This is a genomic window from Nocardioidaceae bacterium (assembly GCA_018672315.1).
In the GTDB taxonomy this organism is placed as follows: domain Bacteria; phylum Actinomycetota; class Actinomycetes; order Propionibacteriales; family Nocardioidaceae; genus TYQ2.
Map to the genome: position 1 here is coordinate 2,969,234 of CP076053.1, position 16,653 is coordinate 2,985,886.

The following is a 16,653-nucleotide window of genomic DNA, read 5'->3' on the forward strand; positions in this document are numbered from 1 at the left end:
GCGTGGCCCGTACGCGACGACGCGACCGTCCCCGGACGGGGCACGGTCGCGTCGACCTGGGCGCGGACGAGCTCAGCGCTTGAGGTTCACGAGCTCCTCGAGCACCTGGTCGGAGGTGGTGATGACCCGTGAGCTGGCCTGGAAACCGCGCTGGGCCAGGATCAGCGTGGTGAACTCGGCGGCGAGGTCCACGTTGCTCATCTCGAGCGCCCCGCCGAGCAGGGTCCCACGACCGTCGGTGCCGGCCTGCGCGACCTGCGCGGCGCCGGAGTTCGCGGTTGCGCGGAAGGACGTCTCGCCGATGCGCTCGAGGCCGCCGGGGTTCGCGAACGTCGCGATGCCGAGCGTGGCGATGTCGATGCGGGTGCCGTCCGCCTGCACCCCGCGCAGGACGCCGTCGGCACCGAAGTTGAAGGAGGAGAGGCCCTGGGGCAGCGTGATGCGGTTGCCCGCCGCGTCGAGCACGAGACCGCCCGAGGGGGTGACGAGGTTGGAGTTGGCGTCGAAGGAGAAAGCGCCGGCGCGGGTGTAGACCGGCTGGCCGTCGTTCTCCACGACGAAGAAGCCGTCGCCCTGCAGCATGACGTCGGTGTTGCGACCGGTCTGCTGCGCGGAGCCCTGGGTGAAGTTGCCCGACGTCGCGGACACCCCCGTGCCCAGACCGATCTGCATCGGGTTGGTGCCACCACGTGCGGCGGCGGGTTGGCCGGCGCCGGTGACGAGCTGGCTCAGGTTCTCCTGGAACACCGTGGTGGTGCCCTTGAAGCCCGTGGTGTTCGCGTTGGCGATGTTGTTGCCGGTGACGTCGAGCATCGTCTGGTTGGTGCGCAGACCGCTGATGCCGGAGAAGAGTGAACGGAGCATGGTGGATTCCTTGTCTGAGAGGTCTGGGAGGTCTGAGGGGTCTGAGGGGTCTGGGGTGGTCGTACGGGAGCGGGGTCAGAGGATGACGCCGGTGACGGCGTCGGCCGGGGTGTCGGGGGCGTCGGTGACGACGGCGGCGCCCGGATCGGTGCGGACGGTGGTGTCGCGCGCGGACGTGCCTCCCTGGTTGGCCGTCGGGTTGGCAGTCGGGTCGGCCGGTTGGCCGGCCGCAGGGGCCGCCGTCGGGTCCGGACCGGACGCCACGGGGCCGCTGCTCCCGCGGATCGGATCAGGTGTGCCGACCGCCTGCACCTGGTTGATCGAGATCGAGTGGCCCTCGACGTCGAGGACAGGGCCGTCGGCGGAGAAGCTGACGGCGCCGACGGTGCCGCGCAGCAGCTGACCGTCGGCTCCCGGCCAGGTGACTTCCCGACCGACGAGTCCCGCCGCGCCGAAGGCCATCTGCTGGGTCATCAGCGCGGTGGTCGCGTCAGCGACCTCCTGCATCTTCTCCAGCGCCTGCATCTGGGCGTTCTGGGCCATGAACTGGCCCATGTCGGCGGGGTTCATCGGGTCCTGGTAGCGCAGCTGCGCCACCATCAGGTTGAGGAACATCTCCTTGTCCTGCGCCGCCTGCTGCGACGCCGACGAGGCGCCGGGTCCGAACAGGCCGGCGACCTCGGTCGGGCCGAGCGCCTCGGGTACGGGAACCGTCATCGGTCCTCCTACATGACCAGGTCGACCCCTGCGTCGCGCAGCGTGTGCGCACCCGGGGTGACCGGACGGGTCTTCGACCCGTCGAGCTGTCCCTCCGTGGTCTGACCGGTTCCGCGCGTCCCTGCGCGTCCGTGGTGCTGGTCTGCGTGGGCCGCGCCTCGGCTGTCGCCGCCGTCCCCGCTGCCGGGGCGAGGCCCCGGGCCGTCGCCCGCGGCCTGGTCGTGCGGCTGACCCCCGAGCGTGCCGGGCGACGAGCCGGACAGGGCCGACCCGGAGCCGGCGAGTTCCCGGAGTGCCACCTGGGCCTCGCGTGCGCCGCCGCCCTCGAGCAGACGCTGCAGCTCGGGAAGGGACTCGCGCAGCATCCCGCGAGCCTCCTGACCCGCGGCGAGGCTGACGTGCACCTCGCCGGCTCGCATCGTCAGCACGACCTTGACCTCACCGAGCGTCTCCGGGTGCAGCTGCAGGGTCACGCGGTGCACGCCCGGGCCCCGTCGGGCGTGCTCGGCGACCTCCGGGATCACCTGGGCACCGACGCTCCGTGCCTGGTCGGCCGGCGCAGCCACCGGCGCTGTCACCGGCGCAGTCACCGGCGTCGTCACCGGGTTAGCGACGGCGGTCGGCGCCGCGTCCGGCGCCAGCTGTGCCGGGGGCGCCGGGGACGTCGCGGACGTCGCGGACGTCGCGGACACCGTGGCGACCGCAGGGGCACTCGGGTTCGAGGCGGTGACGGAGATCGACGAGGGCGCGGCCGCGGACGTCACGGGCCGCTCGGTGGTGGCCCCGGTGGTGGCCCCGGCAGTCGTGATCCCGGCAGTGTCGGCGGCGGTCGACCGGCCGGCGACGGGTCCGACCGGAGCAGCCGCAGGCGCCTGTACGGCGTCCACCGTCAGCGGTGCGGCGGCGGATCCCGCCGCGGGGGGCCGGGACTGCTCCGCCGTCGGCGCAGTCGCCGCGGGGCCTCCCGTAGGCGGTGCCGGCGTCGTACGTCCCACGGGCGCACCGAGGAGAGCGAGGAGGGCGGCCGGCGGAGCCTCTCGTGCGACGTCGACGCCCACGACGCCCCCGACGGATACGCCGTCCATGACGCCCACGGCGCCCTCCACGTCCGCGGCAGACGCGGCACCCGCGATGCCCTCGTTGTCCGCCGCGCCTGGGGCGGCTGTGGGCTCGGGGGTCGGGGCGGCGGACGGCCCGGCAGTGCGCTGCGGCGGGACCGAGGCGGCGAGAGCCTTCGCCACCAGCGAGGCGAAGCCGGCCACGGCGGAGTCCGTCGTGCCGCATCCGCCCGGTGCGGCACCGGGTCCTCCCAGCAGGGCGAGCACCTCGCCGGAGGTCGCGCCGGAGCGCGACGACGAGGACGCGTCCACCCCGCCGGCCGGGGCGACGGTGGTCCCCGGTCGCGAGGGCACGGCGCCGGGCACGGTGGCCATCACGGTGCCCCCGAGGGACGTGGTCCTGGTCATGCGGCGACCTCCAGCCGGCCCATGATCTTGCTGACGTAGGCCTGGGTCTCGGCGTACGGGGGGATGCCGTCGTAGCGCAGCACCGCGCCCGGTCCGGCGTTGTAGGCCGCGAGCGCGAGGTCGGTGCGGCCGAAGCGGTCCAGCAGGTCACGCAGGAGCTTCGCAGCCCCGTTGACGGCCTGGGAGGGGTCGAAGGAGTTGCTGACCCCCAGTCCGGCGGCGGTGGCAGGCATCAGCTGCATCAACCCCTGCGCGCCGGCGTGGCTGACGGCGCGCGGGTCGAACGCGGACTCCGCGCGTGCCACCTCGGCGAGCAGCACGGGCGGGACACCGTGGCGACGTCCGGCACTGGTGAACAGGTCGGCGTACGGCACACCGGTCAGGTTCGAGCCACCGACCGCACCGGCCCGGGCGAGGGCGCCCGCGCCGGTCACGGAGGCCTCGGGCAGCACACGGCGGATCGCGGTCGGGGTGTCGTAGACGGGCGAGACCTGCACGTCCTTGCCGGGGCGCGGCGCCTCGATCATCTGGTTGCCGCCGATGTAGATCGCGATGTGGCTGACGGGGGAGTTGAAGGCGAGCAGGTCGCCGGGCCGGGCGTCGGCCAGCAAGGCGACGGGCCGCCCGGCCTGCGCCTGGTCCCGGGACACGCGAGGCAGCTCGATGCCGAGGTCGCGGTAGACGCGCTGCACCAGGCCGGAGCAGTCGAGGCCGACCGAGGGGTCGGTGCCGCCCCAGACGTACGGGACGCCGAGGTACTTCCGCGCTCCGGCGACGACGTCGCTGCCGGTCGGACCGCCGGCGGACCCGGCACGGTCGAGTCCGCCTGCCTGCTGCACGGGGATCGCGGAGCGGAGCAGCGAGGAGGCGTCGGCGAGGGCGCCGGCGAAGTTCGGTGCCGGCGCGGCGCCGGAGGCGGTGCCGCCGGTCCGGGCGGCCGGCAGGGAGACGACCGGCGCCGGGGCCGGGAACTGCGCCTGGATCTCGCTGATGCGCGCCTGCACGGCGGCCAGGCCGCCGAACGTCATGACGCACCGCCGTGGGAACGGGCGGTGGTGCGGCGCCACAGCGTCGCCGCCGTCTCGTCGTCCTCGCGCGCGGCTCGGCGTGACGCCTCCTCGGCGCGCTGCTCGCGGCGGCGCTCCAGCAGTCCGTCGACGGACTCCAGACGCCGGTGGTCGGCGATCCAGTGCTCGCGCGCGCTGTCGACGACCCGCGCTGCCGCCCGGGCCTCGGCCCGGGCCGCGCCGAGGCGCTCCCCGAGGGCGACCAGGTGGGCGTGGTGCACCGCGTACGCGGTCGCGCTCGTGGCCGCCGTCGTCGTCGCGACGCCGCGGAGGCCGTCGGTGAGGCGTACGACGGTCGCTTCTCGCTCCTGCTGCTCGGCGACCGCGCGGGCCAGCCCGAGGTGGCTGTCCTCCTCGCGGGCCGCGCGGACGCGTCGTACGGCGTGCAGCCCGCGGTCGTGGGTGTGCATCCGGGTGCTCATGCGGCCACCACCGAGGCGAGGCGGGACCAGGCGCCGTCGAGGTCGCTGACGTCGCCGAGCGGCTGTCGGAGGAACGCGTCGATCTGGCTCATCCGGGCCAGCGCCGCGTCGGCGTCGGCGTCGGTGCCGGCGACGTACGCCCCGATCTCGACGAGCTCGCGCACGTCGCGGTGCGCCGCGAGCATCCGGCGCAGCCGGGTGGCGAGCTCCCGCTGCGTTGGCGAGGTGACGGCGGAGGTCAGGCGGGACACGGACTCGAGCACGTCGATGGCGGGGAAGTGGCCGGAGGTGGCGAGGCGGCGGGTCAGCACGACGTGGCCGTCGAGGATCGAGCGGGCGGTATCGCCGATCGGGTCCTGCAGGTCGTCGCCCTCGACGAGGACGGTGTAGAGGCCGGTGATGCTGCCGGTCGCCGCGGTGCCGGCCCGCTCGAGCAGCTTCGGCAGCAGACCGAACACGCTCGGCGGGTAGCCGCGGGTGGCGGGCGGTTCGCCGGCGGACAGCCCGATCTCCCGCTGGGCGAAGGCGATGCGGGTCAGCGAGTCCATCATCAGCACCACGTCGCGGCCGGCGTCACGGAAGTGCTCGGCGATGCGGGTCGCCGTGAAGCCGGCGCGCAGGCGCTCGACGGCCGGGGCGTCGGAGGTCGCGACGACGACGACGGAGCGGGCGAGTCCCTCAGGACCCAGGTCGTTCTCGATGAACTCGCGCACCTCGCGTCCACGCTCGCCGACCAGGGCGATGACGGAGATCTCGGCGTCGGTGCCGCGGGCGATCTGCGAGAGCAGGCTGGACTTGCCGACGCCGGAGCCCGCCATGATGCCGATGCGCTGCCCGCGCCCGCAGGGCACCAGCGTGTCGAGGGCGCGGACGCCCAGTCCCACCGGTGTGGTGATGGGTGCGCGGTCCAGCGGCCGTGGGGCGGAGGCGTTGATGCCGACCCTCGGCAGGTGCGCGAGCGAGGCGCCGCCGTCGATGGGACGGCCGAGCCCGTCGAGGACCCGACCACGCAGGTCCTCGCCGACGGGGACGCGGAGCGGCGATCCGGTGGCGTGCACCAGGGCACCCGTGCGCAGACCGGTGAGGTCGTCGAGCGGCAGGCAGACCAGTCCGTCCGGTCGGCTGGCGACGACCTCCACGAGCACCGGGCGCCGGTGGCGGCCCGCATCGACCTCGAGCAGCTCGCCGACCCCGGCGGGCACCCCGGCGACGCGGACGTGCAGGCCGACCAGCTCGGTGACCCGCCCGAGCAGCGGTGCGCGGGTGGCGGCCAACGCGGCGGCGCGGCGCTCTGCGGTGAGCGTCATGACGGGTCCTCAGCCAGGTCCGCGTCCAGGTCCTCACCCAGGTCCGCGCCCAGGTCGTCGCCCTGGTCGTCGCACAGGGCGGCGCGGACGCGGCGGACGGTGCTGGCCAGGCGCAGGTCGACGCGCGTGCTGGCGGCGTCGACGACGGCGTCGTCGCGCTCGAGGCCGGGGTCGGCGACGACCCGGGCGCCGTGCCGGGCGAGTCCCTCGCGGGCGGTGTCGTCGAGGACGGCGACGACGGCCGGTGACAGCCGGACGGTGGCGCGCAGCTGGTCGCCCTGGTCACCCTGACCGGACTCGGCGGCGAGCTCGCCCAGCGCCCCCAGGACGCGGCGGACGACGTCGTCGGCGGCGTTCCGGGTGTCGAGCCGCCCGAGCTCGCGCCCGAGGATCGCCTCGACGAGGACCGCGGCGAGGTCGGCGGCGTCGGCGGTCAGCTCCTCACGCAGTGCGGTCAGCTGGTCGGTCAGGGCTGCGGCGGCGTCCGTCAGGGCGCGGACCGCCGCGGCGTGCTCGGCGGCCTGGTGCTCCGCGGTGGTGGCGGCCGACTGCTCGAGTCGGGCGCGGCCGGTGGCGAGCTCGGCGGCCGCACGGCGGCGGGAGTCGGCGATGCCCCGGAAGTAGCCTGCGGCGTACCCGTCGGCCTCGGCGCGGGTGCGCGCCCGGTCCTCGGGGCGGAGCAGGGACAGCGGCTCCGCTCCGGTGCGTTGCGCCGGGAGGCGTACGAGACGCAGGTCGGGGACCGGCGCGGGGCGCGGCTCGCCCGCAGACCCCCCGCGCGGCTCAGCTGACGAACTCATCGTCACCTCCACGGGCGACCATGATCTGGCCCTGCTCCTCGAGCGTCCGGATCACCCGGATGACGGCCTGCTGGGCCTCCTCGACCTGGGCGAGGCGTACGGCGCCGAGCAGCTCGACCTCCTCGAGGAGGTTCTCGGCGGCTCGGGAGGAGAGGTTGCCGGTGATCTTCTCGCGCACCTCGTCCTTGACGCCCTTGAGGGCGAGCGCGAGGTCGGCGGTGTCGACCTGCCGCAGCACGAGCTGCACCGAACGGTCGTCGAGGTTGACGACGTCCTCGAACATGAACATCCGCGACTTGACCTCGTCGGCGAGCTGCTGGTCGAGGGTCGCGAGCCCCTCGACGATGGTGCGCTCGGTGCTGCGGTCGGAGCGGTTGATGATGTTGACGAGCGGGCCGATGCCGCCGACCTTCGACATGGTGTTGCTCTGCAGCACCGAGGACAGCTTGCGTTCGAGCGTCGCCTCGACGGCGCGGACGATGTCGGGGGAGGTGCGGTCCATGACCGCGATGCGGTGGGCGACGCGGGCCTGCTGCTCGGGCGGCAGGCCGGAGAGCAGGAGTGAGGCCTTGTCCGGGGTCATGTGCGAGAGCACCAGGGCGATCACCTGCGGGTGCTCGTCGGCGATGAAGGACCGCAGCTGGGCGGGGTCGGCACGATGGAGGAACTGGAACGGCATGGCCACGGCGGCGGCGTTGAGCCGGGCGATGACCTCCTCGGCGCGCTCCTTGCCGAGGGACTGCTCGAGGAGCTCCTGGGCGAGCCCGAGGCCCCCGTTCTTGATGTGGGCGCGCGCGGCGGTCATCTCGGAGAACTCCTCCAGGACGCTGCGCGCCTCCTCGCCGCTGACCCGGTCCAGGCGGGCCACCTCGCTGGTGATCGCCTCGACCTCGGCCTCGGAGAGGTGCTTCATGATGGCCGCGGCCTTGTCCTTGCCGAGTTGGATCAGCAGCACGGCGGCCTTGTGCACCCCGGAGTCGGTGCTGACTGCGGCGCTCACTGGCGCGGCTCCACGAGCCAGCCGCGCAGCAGCGCGGCGACGTCGTCGGGTTGGCTGTCGACGAGCTGCTCGAGCTGCTCCTTGAGGTTCTGGGCCTCCCGCTCCTGCGCGGCCTCGAGGGCGGCGAGGGCCGGCGAGTCGATGTCCTCGAGCTCGGCCGGCGCACGGCGGGCGTCCTGGTCGGCCCGCAGCTGCTCGACGACGTACTGGCGGGCGGCCTCGCGGTCCGCAGCGCTGCGTCGGGCCCGACGCCAGGCGAGCAGGAGCACCAGCAGCACCACGAGTCCGAGACCGAGGTTGCGGTACAGGTCCATGCGGGCCGCGGCGGCCGCTGCCTCGTCGGCGGCGGCGATCTCGGCAGCCGTGGCCTCCTCGGCGGTGCGGTCGAAGGGCAGGGACGCGACCTGCACGGTGTCGCCGCGCTGGCGGTCGATGCCGACGGTGGAGGAGATCAGGCGGCTGATCTCGTTGGGGTCGACGGTGCCGGCGTTGCGGGCGTCGAGCACGACGCCGACGTGCAGCGCCTCGAGCTGTCCCTGCGCCTCCTCACGCCGCTCCACGGTCTTGTCGACGGCGTTGTCGCGCGTGGTGCTGGTGTTGCGGTAGGTCGTCTCGTCGTCGCCGGCGTTGCCGATCTCGGTCTGGCCGTCGGGTCCCAGGACGCCGCCGGCGGCCGCGGCGCCCGGGCCGTCGTACCGCTCGGTGGTGGTGGACTCAGAGAGCGGCGCACGGTTCGGGTCGGCGTTGTAGAAGGTCGACTCGCGCACGGTGTTGTCGAAGTCGAGGTCGGCGGTGACCTGCACCGTGGAGTTGCCCGGTCCGACGACGCGGTCGAGCATGGTCTGGATGCGGCTGCGCATCTCGTTCTGCACGGTCATCGTCTGCTGGGTCCGGGTGCTCGCGGCGGCAGCGTCGTTGCCGTCGCCGGCCGAGAGCACCTGACCGCTGGAGTCGGCGACGGTGACGTCGTCGGGGTCCATGCCGTCGATGGAGGAGGCGACCAGGTGCACCACGGCCTGGGTCTGCTGGGCGTCGAGGGTGTCGCCGCCGCCGGAGGTGAGGAGGACCGAGGCCGTCGGCGGGGCCTGCTCCTCGGCGAAGACCTGCTTGACCGGTAGGGCGAGGTGCACGACGGCCGAGCTGACGCCGTCGATGGAGGCGATCGTGTTGCCGAGCTCGGTCTCCATGGCGCGCTTGAAGGCCGTCTGCTCCTGAAACTGCGACGTGGCGATGCCCTGCTCGTCGAGCAGCGCGTAGCCACCCTCGTCGCCGGCGGGGAGGCCCTCGGCACTCAGCGCGATGCGGGTGGCGTACACGTCGGCCTGCGGCACCCGGATCGTGGCGCCGCCGTCGACGAGCTCGTACGGGAGGCCGCGGGCGTCCAGCTCCTGGATCACCGCCGCGGCGTCGCTGTTCGACAGGCCGGTGAACAGCGGGGTGTACGTCGGCTTCGTCGCCCAGTTGAAGAGCATGACGGCCGCGACCAGCAGCGCGACGACGCCCACGGCCGCCGAGGCCTTCTGGGCGGCGGAGAGCACGGAGAGCTGGCGCTGCAGGGAGTTCCCCTGGCGGAGGAGGAGGTCTTTCATCAGTCAGGTCAGCCGATCGGGAGGCGCATGATCTCGGTGAACGCCTCGAGCGCCTTGTTGCGCGCGGCGACGGTCACCTGGGTGGTCACGGACGCCTCGGTGGCGGCCATCATGTAGCTGTGCATGCTCGCGGCGTCGCCGGTGGCGGCCTGCACCGAGAGCTGGTCGGCGCGGTCCTGGGTCTGCTCGAGCCGCTCGATGCCGTCGACGACCATGTCGCCGAAGGACTGCCCACCCGGGCCGGTCGCCGCGGTGCTGCCGGTGCTCGCGGCACCCCCGGCGGCGGTGGGGGAGCTGACGACCGGGGAGTCGCCGGCGCGCGGGGTGACGAACGGCGTGAAGCCGATGCCACCGACGCCGCCGATGCCTGGGACGCTCACGTCATCGTCCGATCTGCAGGGCGGCGTCGTAGTCGGCCCGGGCGGTCTGGGTGACGCTGACCTGGGCCTGGTAGCCACGCTGCGCGACGATCAGCGCTGTCATCTGGGTGTTCATGTCCATGGACGTCATCCGCACGTAGCCGTTCTCGTCCGCCAACGGGTGGTCGGGGTCGTGCACCATGCGGCCCTCGCCGTCGCCCTGCTGGATCGAGCGCACCGCGACACCGCCCTCGGGGGCGGTGACGACGTCGACGAGCTGCTCGCGGAAGGCCTCCTCGTCGGTGCGGCGTACGACGTTGGCGTTCGCGATGTTGTGGCCGAGCGCGTCGAGCCAGGTCTGGTGGGCACCCAGCGCCGAGTTGGCGATGGCGAGCACGTCGAAGCCGCCCATCAGGAGGCCACCGTCTTCAGCAGCTCGAAGCGGTTGGTGACGGCGCGGGTGAGCATGGCGTACTGGTACTGGCTCTGCATCGCGGCGAGCGTCTCCTTGCGCAGGTCGACGGAGTTGCCGGTGCCGTCGACGGGGGTGTCGGTCAGGCGGGTGCTGGCGGTGACGGTGTCGTTGCGCGGGTCGCCGTCGGCAAGCGCGGAGCGCAGCGAGGACTCGAACTCCACGGAGACCGCACGGAAGCCGGGGGTGTCCAGGTTCGCGATGTTGTCGGCGGTGACGCGCTGGCGCAGCGAGACGGCGTCGAGCGCCGAGCCGAGGGTCGCCATCACGGCGTCGTTGGCTGAGAACGGCACGTCGGACCTCCTGGTCGATGCGGGGCAACGAGGGGGCCGGTCCGTCGGCCAGGGGTGTGAGCGATCCTGCTCAGGTGACATCTTGGAGAGGGGGCGGGGTCACCGCCGGGGATTCACGAAAGCGCTGTCTTTCTTTACTGAACGCCTTCTGACCTGCACCGATCAGGACACGAGCACGAGGGCGAGTCGGCCGGTGCCGTAGCCCTCCACGCTGACCTCGTGGTCCTCACGACGGCCCAGCGAGTAGCAGCCCATCCGGGTCTGCTGGGGCACCTCGGTGCCCGCGACGTGGAAGGCGTGGAGCTTCACGTGGACGCCGGGCACGGCGTTGAACGCGGTGGCGAGCACGTTGAGCACCTCCTCGACGTTCTCGCCGAGCTCCTCGCCCAGGGGCTCACCCCGGCCGGCGGCCGCGACGAGCTCCTCGGCCTCCTGACGGGGCAGGAGGCTCAGCGCCGCGCCGAGACGCACCGTGAGGGAACGGTCGAGCACGGCGACCGCACGCGTACGCCCGCTCTCGTCGGCATAGGTGCCGACGCTGCAGACAGATCGGGTGGAGGGGACGAGTGCGGCGGCCGGCTGCAGCTCGACGGGCTTCCCCACGAGCGCACCCAGCACCTCCCTGACCTCGGTCGGGGAGGGCAGGTGGACCGACGCCGGAACGGTGGCCTGTGAACCCTGCACGGTGCTCAGCTCCCGAGCAGCGGGTCGAGCGCCTCGGCGAACGTCTCGGCGGTGAACGGTTTCGCGATGAGGAACAGTGCTCCGGACCGGGCGGCACGCTCTCGCATCTCGGGCGACCCCTCGGAGGTGACGAAGCCGAAGGGCACCTCCGTGCCTTGCGCCCGGAGGGCGTCGAGGCACTCGATGCCGGTCATCTCCGGCATGTTCCAGTCCGAGAGCACCAGGTCCGGGGTCCGGTCGGTGACCAGGTCGAGGCATTCGCGGCCGTTCTCGGCCTCGATCACCTCGTGGCCGCCGTGGCCGGCCTGACGCAGCGTACGCACGACGATGCGGCGCATCACCTTGCTGTCGTCGGCGACGATGATCTTCACGGCACCTCCCCGGTCAGGCCGGTGTGGCCGGTGTGCTCACCGGTGTCCGCGGTGGAACCGACCGCGTGCAGGTGGACGCGGACGGGGCGGCCGTGCCAGCGCACCGCGACGTCGCAGAGGCGGGTGCTGTGGCGGGGCAGGGCGACCCGTCCGGCCGCGACGACGGGCAGCGAGAGGCTGCTGGTCGCGGCGACGATCGACTTCACCGCACCGCCGAGGATGTTGACGAGCTCGCCGACGGCATCGGAGATGTCCTCGTCGGTGATCTCCTCGTCGCCGTCGAGCGCGAGGAGCTCGCGGGTCGCGGCCTCCGCGGTGGTGCCCTGCATCTCCAGCGCCACCAGGCAGCGCCAGGTGCCGTCGAAGCAGACGGAGGCGGACCAGCCGACCGTCTCGTCGTCGACCGGTGCGGTGGGCCACGGGATCGCGGGTCCGCCGTCGCTGAGGTAGCTCTCCCAGGTCTCGACCAGAAGGGCCTCCAGGTCGGCGCTGGTGGGTGCTGACGCTGCGACCGTGGGGTCGACGCCGGGGTCGAGGGGGGCCGGGTGGATGCTCATGCGGGGACCTCGTCGTGACGGTGGGTGGGGAGGCCGAGGATCTGGAGCTTGTCCGCGATCGCGTCGGCCGTGAAGGGCTTGACCAGGTACTCGTGGGCGCCCGCGGCGAGAGCCCGCACGATCGCGCTGGTCTCCGCCTCGCTGGTGACCATCATCAGCACCAGGTGTCGCCAGTGCGGGCGCTGCTTCACGGCATGGATGAACCCGAGACCGTCGAGAACGGGCATGTTCCAGTCGATGAGGCACACGTCGGGTGCGACGCCGGACTCCAGCACGGCGAGCGCGTCGGCACCGTTCTCGGCCTCGACGGTGTCGTAACCGAGCGACCGGAGGGTGCGCCGCAGGATGGATCGCATCGTGCGTGAGTCGTCGACGACGAGGGCGAGCATCAGGAGACTCCTCGGGACATGGCCAGCGAGCGGGCCGGCGCAGAGCTGGTGGGGCTGTGCTGCGGGCCGTGCTGGGGTCGGTGCAGCGGGACGGTGCCGGCGAGCTCGCGCTGCCAGGAGTCCGGGTCGAGGTCGAGGCTGGTCTCGGTCGAACCGAGCATCAGGAAGCCGTCGGGGGCGACGTGCTGGTGCATCCGGCGGAGCACGTCGCGCTTGACCTCGACGTCGAAGTAGATGAGGACGTTGCGCACCAGCACGAGGTCGAAGGTGGGGAGCCCGACGAAGGGGGTGCACAGGTTCATCTGGCGGCTGCGCACCATCGCGCGCAGCCGCGGGGAGATGACCCAGTCGCGACCCTCGCGGGTGAAGTGCTTGACCAGCATCGGGGCGGGCAGGCCGCGGTTCATCTCGACCTGGCTGTAGCGGCCTTGGGCGACCCGGTCGACCATGGCGTGCGAGACGTCGGTGGCGAGGATCTCGGCGGTCCAGCCGGCCGGGAGGTGCTCGTCGAGGAGCATCGCGATGCTGTACGCCTCCTGACCGCTGGAGCACGCCGCCGACCAGATGCGCAGGTGACGGCGGTGCATCCGCGCCTGGACCAGGCTCGGCAGGACCGTGGAGCGGAAGGCCTCGTACGGGGCGTTGTCGCGGAACCAGCTGGTCTCGTTGATGGTCAGGGCGTCGACGGCGCGGGCGCGCTCACGGCTGTCGGTGCGGATGCGTTCGACGTACGCGTCGACGTCGGTCGCTGCGGCCTCGCGCGCCAGGGGCAGAAGTCGGGCCTCGACGAGGTACTCCTTGCCCGGTCCGTACAGCATCGAGGTCTCGCGCTGCATCAGCTCAGCGACGAACGAGAAGCTTGCTGTCGATACCCCCATGGCAGTCTCATCGGACCTGCGCGGACGACCTTGAGGTCTTCGACGGTGAAGAAACGCAAACGCGTTTGCGTTGCGCTCAGGCGGGTGATGCGGACGCCGAATGGGTGGTCGTGGGAGTCCTCCGGTGATCAGGGTCGTCGTCGTCGACGACTCGACGGCCATACGCCGGGTGGTCTGCGCCGTGCTCCGCTCCGACCCTCAGATCACGGTCGTGGGCCAGGCGGAGGACGGGATGCAGGCGCTCGAGGTCGTCGCGCGGGAACGTCCCGACGTGGTCACGCTCGACGTCGAGATGCCTCGCATGGACGGCCTCGCGACGTTGCGACGCCTGCGGACCGACAACCCGCGGCTGCCTGTCGTCATGTTCTCCTCCCTGACCGAGCAGGGCGCCGCCACCACGGTGACGGCCTTGACGTCAGGGGCGAGCGACTACGTGCAGAAGCCGGCCGGCGGGGGAGCGGTGACGGCCTCGATGGCGGCGGTGCGCGAGCAGCTGCTGCCGAAGGTTCGTGCCCTGGGGGTACGCCGCGAGGTCGCGGTGCTCGCGGGTGCGGTGTCGGCCTCGGTCCCGGCCGATGTACAGGGCGGTGGGGCGGGGGCCAAGGCCGCGCGTCGACAGCCCGAGGTCGTGGTCGTGGGCTGCTCCACGGGTGGTCCGGACGCGCTGTCGCTGCTGCTGCGTGACCTGCCTGCTGACCTGGGGGTGCCGGTGCTCGTCGTGCAGCACATGCCGGCCGTGTTCACGACGCTGCTCGCGGAACGGCTGGGCCGGGTGTGTCCGCTGCCCGTGCGCGAGGCGGTCGACGGGGAGGAGCTCTCCGCCGGTCAGGTCACCCTGGCGCCCGGTGACTTCCACCTGCGGGTGTCCCGCCGCGCCGGCCACGCGAGGCTGCACCTGGATCAGGAGCCCCCGGTGCACTTCTGCCGCCCCGCCGTCGACCCCACGCTGGAGTCGGTGGCCGCGGCGTACGGGCCCCGCGCGCTCGCCGTGGTGCTGACGGGCATGGGATCGGACGGCGCCGCCGGCGCGCGCGCCGTCGCGGCGGCCGGAGGAAGTGTGCTGGCCCAGGACGAGGACAGCTCGGTGGTGTGGGGGATGCCCGGCGCCGTGGTCGCCGCCGGCGCCGCGGACGAGGTGCTGCCGCTCGCCTCGATGGCCGCCCGTATCGGACAGCTCGTCCGCCGCCGGGCAGGATGACGGTCACGACGCACGCGCTGTCCGGGGGGCGTCAGCACCGTCGGCGTGAGAAATTGATGGTGCCGTCGGGTTGTCGTCGGTGCTGGTAGCTGTGGTCGTGGATGCGGCGGTGGTGGAACGTGCACAGCGGGAGCATGTCGTCCAGGTCGGTGGTGCCGCCGTGGGACCAGGGTCTGGCGTGGTGCAGCTCGGTCCAGGCGTAGGGGGTCTGGCACCCGGTCGCGGCGCAGGTGGTGTGTCGGGTCGCTCCTGCGAGGCGTTGGGCCTCGGAGAACAGGCGGCGTTGCCGGCCGAGGTCCAGCGGTTGGGACTCCCCACCGAGCACGACCGGCACGAGCCCGGAGCTGCACGCGAGGCGCCGGGTGGTCGCGGCGGAGAGCCGCTCACCGGTGTCGATGCCGGCCGCCTTCACCGCCCCCGCGAGTGTGGTGTGGTCCATGGTCACCACGAGGGTGGTCGCGGTCTTGCCCGAGAGCCGGTCGGTCGGCAGGTGCTCGAGGAGGTCCGCGAACGCGACACCGCGCTCGTGGGCCCAGTCCCGTCCACCGTGACCCAGCGGCTGAGCTCCTTGGGCCTGGGTGGCGCCGAGCGCGGCGCGGCGGGGGGCGGTCATCGCGGCCAGGATCTTCCGCAGCACCGACCCGGCCAGGTGGGGGACGGTGAAGTGTCCGGTCACGGTGCCGTCTGCGTTGTCGTGCAGCGTCAACCGGGCCTTGGCCAGGGCGCGGGACTCCTCATCGACGAGCTGCGCGTCCTCGTGGGCATCGACCACGGCGGGGTCGGGTTCGACGACCTCGAGGACCCGGCGGGCGTGGCGGCGGAGCTGGGTCGGGTCCAGGGTGCGGCTGCGCTCGACGAGCCGCTGCTCGACGGTGGCCTTGTCCTGGGCGGACAGCCCGGTGGGGAGCTGGGCGGTGGCGTGCGCGATCACCGCGGCGTGCTCGCGGGAGACCAGCCCGGCGTCCAGGGCCTGCCCGGTGGCGGGGAGCCGCTGGTCGAGGTCGGCAGCCAGACCGACGGTGCGGGCAGCGGCTGCACCGGTGGTGCGGGTGCGGGCCGCGAGCCAGTCGCTGGTGGTACGCACCCCTGCATCAGAGGCCACGGTCGTCTTCGCAGCCGCGGCGACCAGCCGCAGCTCGTACGCCTGCAACCGCGCCCTCGCGCGTGCGACCTCAGCGATCAACGCGTCGCACTCCCGCGATGAGAGCCCCTCGACCGGACCCGCGGCGTCGAGCGCGTCATGCACCGAGCTGACCGTCTCCCGGGGACCCCGCTCACGCGACCGCCCAACGATCGGGGCGGGGTCCAGGAGCGAGGTCATGCACACATATTACTCGAACATATGTTCGATCGTGGTTGGGACGCGCCGACCTGTGGACGAATCAAATGCCAAGGCCTCGGAAGCACGCGATCCGCCCTCACGCCTCCAGGTCGAGATACGCCGACTGAGGTGTCGGCGCGTATCCACCACCCGTACGCGGCGCCTTCACCTGCGCCCGCTCACGCCGGACCTCGTCGAGCCGGCGACCGGCCAGAGCGGACACCTCGGTGTAGCGACGATGCAGAGCCTCGGCGCGGGCGACGTGCTCCGTGGTCAGCGGGGCCAGCTGTGATGGTGGCGACCACTGGTCCGGCGGCTCGCCGGAGACGTCCTCGAGCCATGCCTCCCACGCCAGCAGCGAGGTCTCCAACCCGTCGAGGGTGGAGTCCCAGTCTGATGCCGATGCCGCCGGCGCGGGGGAGTGGCTCATGCGCTGGCGACCACCGGCACGTTGGGGCCGGCGGCGCCGGTGAGGAGCGCCTCGCGCCAGGCACCGGCGAGGTCGTCGATGATGGTCTGGCACTCCGCGGTCGCGGCCCGGTCGCGACCGATGTTGGCCTCGATGAGCCGCTTGGTCAGGTACGCGTACAGCCCGGACAGTGCCGGCCCGCCCTCCCACAGGTCGACCTTGAGTGTCGAGTGCAGCTCGGTGACGATCTCCTGGGCGTGGAGCAGCTGTGTCCGCGCTGCGTCGTGGTCGCCCGCGTCCTGGGCCACGCCGGCCCGACGGACGTCGAGGGCGAGCCGGTCGTACAGCATGACGAGCAGCCGTCCCGGTGAGGCGGTGGCGATCGAGTTGGCGGCGTACGCGTTGCGGGCGTTGGGGATCATCTCAGCGGCCTTCCGTGGCTATGTGAGTGAACTGCGGGTGGACGCCCTGCCAATCGGCCGCCAGCCGG

Annotated in this window: 21 protein-coding genes; 1 reads left to right on the forward strand and 20 read right to left on the reverse strand. The window is 73.0% G+C overall.

All coding sequences use genetic code 11. From position 1 onward, the window contains the following. Positions 1 to 72: 72 nt before the first annotated feature. From KLP28_14290 to KLP28_14370, 17 genes are all read right to left on the reverse strand, one after another. A complete protein-coding gene (locus tag KLP28_14290; protein ID QWC84719.1) occupies positions 73 to 864 on the reverse strand; it encodes a flagellar hook-basal body complex protein in 792 nt (263 codons plus the stop codon). 75 nt (positions 865 to 939) lie between these two features. Then, on the reverse strand, positions 940 to 1,581 hold the full coding sequence (locus KLP28_14295) for a hypothetical protein (GenBank protein ID QWC84720.1): 642 nt from the start codon (positions 1,579 to 1,581) through the stop codon (positions 940 to 942). Positions 1,582 to 1,589: 8 nt separating this feature from the next. Continuing rightward, complete coding sequence (locus tag KLP28_14300; GenBank protein QWC84721.1) at positions 1,590 to 3,047, reverse strand: flagellar hook-length control protein FliK; 1,458 nt, start codon at positions 3,045 to 3,047, stop codon at positions 1,590 to 1,592. Then, positions 3,044 to 4,075, reverse strand: coding sequence for a transglycosylase SLT domain-containing protein (locus KLP28_14305; GenBank protein QWC84722.1), 1,032 nt, complete (start codon positions 4,073 to 4,075; stop codon positions 3,044 to 3,046). Before KLP28_14305 ends, KLP28_14300 begins: the two co-directional genes overlap by 4 nt. Continuing rightward, complete coding sequence (gene fliJ / locus KLP28_14310) at positions 4,072 to 4,536, reverse strand: flagellar export protein FliJ (GenBank protein QWC84723.1); 465 nt, start codon at positions 4,534 to 4,536, stop codon at positions 4,072 to 4,074. Before fliJ ends, KLP28_14305 begins: the two co-directional genes overlap by 4 nt. Then, positions 4,533 to 5,843, reverse strand: coding sequence for a FliI/YscN family ATPase (locus KLP28_14315; protein ID QWC84724.1), 1,311 nt, complete (start codon positions 5,841 to 5,843; stop codon positions 4,533 to 4,535). Before KLP28_14315 ends, fliJ begins: the two co-directional genes overlap by 4 nt. After that, positions 5,840 to 6,643 (reverse strand): hypothetical protein, encoded by an 804-nt coding sequence (locus tag KLP28_14320; protein ID QWC84725.1) that lies wholly within the window; start codon positions 6,641 to 6,643, stop codon positions 5,840 to 5,842. Before KLP28_14320 ends, KLP28_14315 begins: the two co-directional genes overlap by 4 nt. After that, the gene (fliG, locus tag KLP28_14325) at positions 6,627 to 7,643 is read right to left on the reverse strand and encodes a flagellar motor switch protein FliG (GenBank protein ID QWC84726.1); all 1,017 of its coding nucleotides are present in this window, start codon (positions 7,641 to 7,643) and stop codon (positions 6,627 to 6,629) included. The genes KLP28_14320 and fliG overlap by 17 nt, the downstream gene beginning before the upstream one ends. Beyond that, positions 7,640 to 9,232 (reverse strand): flagellar M-ring protein FliF, encoded by a 1,593-nt coding sequence (fliF, locus tag KLP28_14330; protein QWC84727.1) that lies wholly within the window; start codon positions 9,230 to 9,232, stop codon positions 7,640 to 7,642. Before fliF ends, fliG begins: the two co-directional genes overlap by 4 nt. A gap of 8 nt (positions 9,233 to 9,240) precedes the next feature. Beyond that, complete coding sequence (locus tag KLP28_14335; GenBank protein ID QWC86995.1) at positions 9,241 to 9,597, reverse strand: flagellar hook-basal body complex protein FliE; 357 nt, start codon at positions 9,595 to 9,597, stop codon at positions 9,241 to 9,243. Positions 9,598 to 9,613: 16 nt separating this feature from the next. Then, on the reverse strand, positions 9,614 to 10,003 hold the full coding sequence (locus KLP28_14340; GenBank protein QWC84728.1) for a flagellar basal-body rod protein FlgC: 390 nt from the start codon (positions 10,001 to 10,003) through the stop codon (positions 9,614 to 9,616). Further along, entirely contained in the window at positions 10,003 to 10,356 is a 354-nt protein-coding gene (gene flgB / locus KLP28_14345; protein ID QWC84729.1) for a flagellar basal body rod protein FlgB, read from the reverse strand. The genes KLP28_14340 and flgB overlap by 1 nt, the downstream gene beginning before the upstream one ends. Positions 10,357 to 10,518: 162 nt before the next feature. Next, the gene (locus KLP28_14350; GenBank protein ID QWC84730.1) at positions 10,519 to 11,040 is read right to left on the reverse strand and encodes a hypothetical protein; all 522 of its coding nucleotides are present in this window, start codon (positions 11,038 to 11,040) and stop codon (positions 10,519 to 10,521) included. Between the two features lie 5 nt (positions 11,041 to 11,045). Further along, positions 11,046 to 11,411 carry a response regulator gene (locus KLP28_14355; GenBank protein ID QWC84731.1) on the reverse strand — a complete coding sequence of 122 codons (366 nt, stop codon included), beginning with the start codon at positions 11,409 to 11,411 and terminating at the stop codon, positions 11,046 to 11,048. Beyond that, positions 11,408 to 11,968: a chemotaxis protein CheX gene (locus tag KLP28_14360; GenBank protein QWC84732.1), complete on the reverse strand. Its 561-nt coding sequence runs from the start codon at positions 11,966 to 11,968 to the stop codon at positions 11,408 to 11,410. Before KLP28_14360 ends, KLP28_14355 begins: the two co-directional genes overlap by 4 nt. Continuing rightward, a complete protein-coding gene (locus tag KLP28_14365) occupies positions 11,965 to 12,357 on the reverse strand; it encodes a response regulator (GenBank protein ID QWC84733.1) in 393 nt (130 codons plus the stop codon). The genes KLP28_14360 and KLP28_14365 overlap by 4 nt, the downstream gene beginning before the upstream one ends. Continuing rightward, the gene (locus KLP28_14370) at positions 12,357 to 13,235 is read right to left on the reverse strand and encodes a protein-glutamate O-methyltransferase CheR (GenBank protein ID QWC84734.1); all 879 of its coding nucleotides are present in this window, start codon (positions 13,233 to 13,235) and stop codon (positions 12,357 to 12,359) included. The genes KLP28_14365 and KLP28_14370 overlap by 1 nt, the downstream gene beginning before the upstream one ends. 100 nt (positions 13,236 to 13,335) lie before the next feature. Between KLP28_14370 and cheB the strand changes: the two genes are divergently transcribed. Continuing rightward, positions 13,336 to 14,433: a chemotaxis-specific protein-glutamate methyltransferase CheB gene (gene cheB / locus KLP28_14375; protein QWC84735.1), complete on the forward strand. Its 1,098-nt coding sequence runs from the start codon at positions 13,336 to 13,338 to the stop codon at positions 14,431 to 14,433. 31 nt (positions 14,434 to 14,464) lie between these two features. Here the strand turns inward: cheB and KLP28_14380 are convergent, their stop codons facing one another. The 3 genes from KLP28_14380 to fliS all read right to left on the reverse strand — a co-directional run bounded on the left by KLP28_14380 (position 14,465) and on the right by fliS (position 16,585). After that, positions 14,465 to 15,754, reverse strand: a complete 1,290-nt coding sequence (locus tag KLP28_14380; GenBank protein QWC84736.1) for an HNH endonuclease — start codon at positions 15,752 to 15,754, stop codon at positions 14,465 to 14,467. A 97-nt stretch (positions 15,755 to 15,851) separates the two neighbouring features. Next, positions 15,852 to 16,184 (reverse strand): hypothetical protein, encoded by a 333-nt coding sequence (locus KLP28_14385; protein ID QWC84737.1) that lies wholly within the window; start codon positions 16,182 to 16,184, stop codon positions 15,852 to 15,854. Beyond that, positions 16,181 to 16,585 carry a flagellar export chaperone FliS gene (fliS, locus tag KLP28_14390; protein QWC84738.1) on the reverse strand — a complete coding sequence of 135 codons (405 nt, stop codon included), beginning with the start codon at positions 16,583 to 16,585 and terminating at the stop codon, positions 16,181 to 16,183. The genes KLP28_14385 and fliS overlap by 4 nt, the downstream gene beginning before the upstream one ends. Positions 16,586 to 16,653 lie beyond the last annotated feature (68 nt).

Bases quoted from the DNA above. Each gene is read 5' to 3' on its own strand.
- KLP28_14290 (QWC84719.1), bottom strand. From the start codon at position 864: ATGCTCCGTTCACTCTTCTCCGGCATCAGCGGTCTGCGCACCAACCAG.
- KLP28_14295 (QWC84720.1), bottom strand. From the start codon at position 1,581: ATGACGGTTCCCGTACCCGAGGCGCTCGGCCCGACCGAGGTCGCCGGC.
- KLP28_14300 (QWC84721.1), bottom strand. From the start codon at position 3,047: ATGACCAGGACCACGTCCCTCGGGGGCACCGTGATGGCCACCGTGCCC.
- KLP28_14305 (QWC84722.1), bottom strand. From the start codon at position 4,075: ATGACGTTCGGCGGCCTGGCCGCCGTGCAGGCGCGCATCAGCGAGATC.
- fliJ (QWC84723.1), bottom strand. From the start codon at position 4,536: ATGAGCACCCGGATGCACACCCACGACCGCGGGCTGCACGCCGTACGA.
- KLP28_14315 (QWC84724.1), bottom strand. From the start codon at position 5,843: ATGACGCTCACCGCAGAGCGCCGCGCCGCCGCGTTGGCCGCCACCCGC.
- KLP28_14320 (QWC84725.1), bottom strand. From the start codon at position 6,643: ATGAGTTCGTCAGCTGAGCCGCGCGGGGGGTCTGCGGGCGAGCCGCGC.
- fliF (QWC84727.1), bottom strand. From the start codon at position 9,232: ATGAAAGACCTCCTCCTCCGCCAGGGGAACTCCCTGCAGCGCCAGCTC.
- KLP28_14340 (QWC84728.1), bottom strand. From the start codon at position 10,003: ATGGGCGGCTTCGACGTGCTCGCCATCGCCAACTCGGCGCTGGGTGCC.
- KLP28_14360 (QWC84732.1), bottom strand. From the start codon at position 11,968: ATGAGCATCCACCCGGCCCCCCTCGACCCCGGCGTCGACCCCACGGTC.
- KLP28_14365 (QWC84733.1), bottom strand. From the start codon at position 12,357: ATGCTCGCCCTCGTCGTCGACGACTCACGCACGATGCGATCCATCCTG.
- KLP28_14370 (QWC84734.1), bottom strand. From the start codon at position 13,235: ATGGGGGTATCGACAGCAAGCTTCTCGTTCGTCGCTGAGCTGATGCAG.
- cheB (QWC84735.1), top strand. From the start codon at position 13,336: ATGGGTGGTCGTGGGAGTCCTCCGGTGATCAGGGTCGTCGTCGTCGAC.
- KLP28_14380 (QWC84736.1), bottom strand. From the start codon at position 15,754: ATGACCTCGCTCCTGGACCCCGCCCCGATCGTTGGGCGGTCGCGTGAG.
- KLP28_14385 (QWC84737.1), bottom strand. From the start codon at position 16,184: ATGAGCCACTCCCCCGCGCCGGCGGCATCGGCATCAGACTGGGACTCC.
- fliS (QWC84738.1), bottom strand. From the start codon at position 16,585: ATGATCCCCAACGCCCGCAACGCGTACGCCGCCAACTCGATCGCCACC.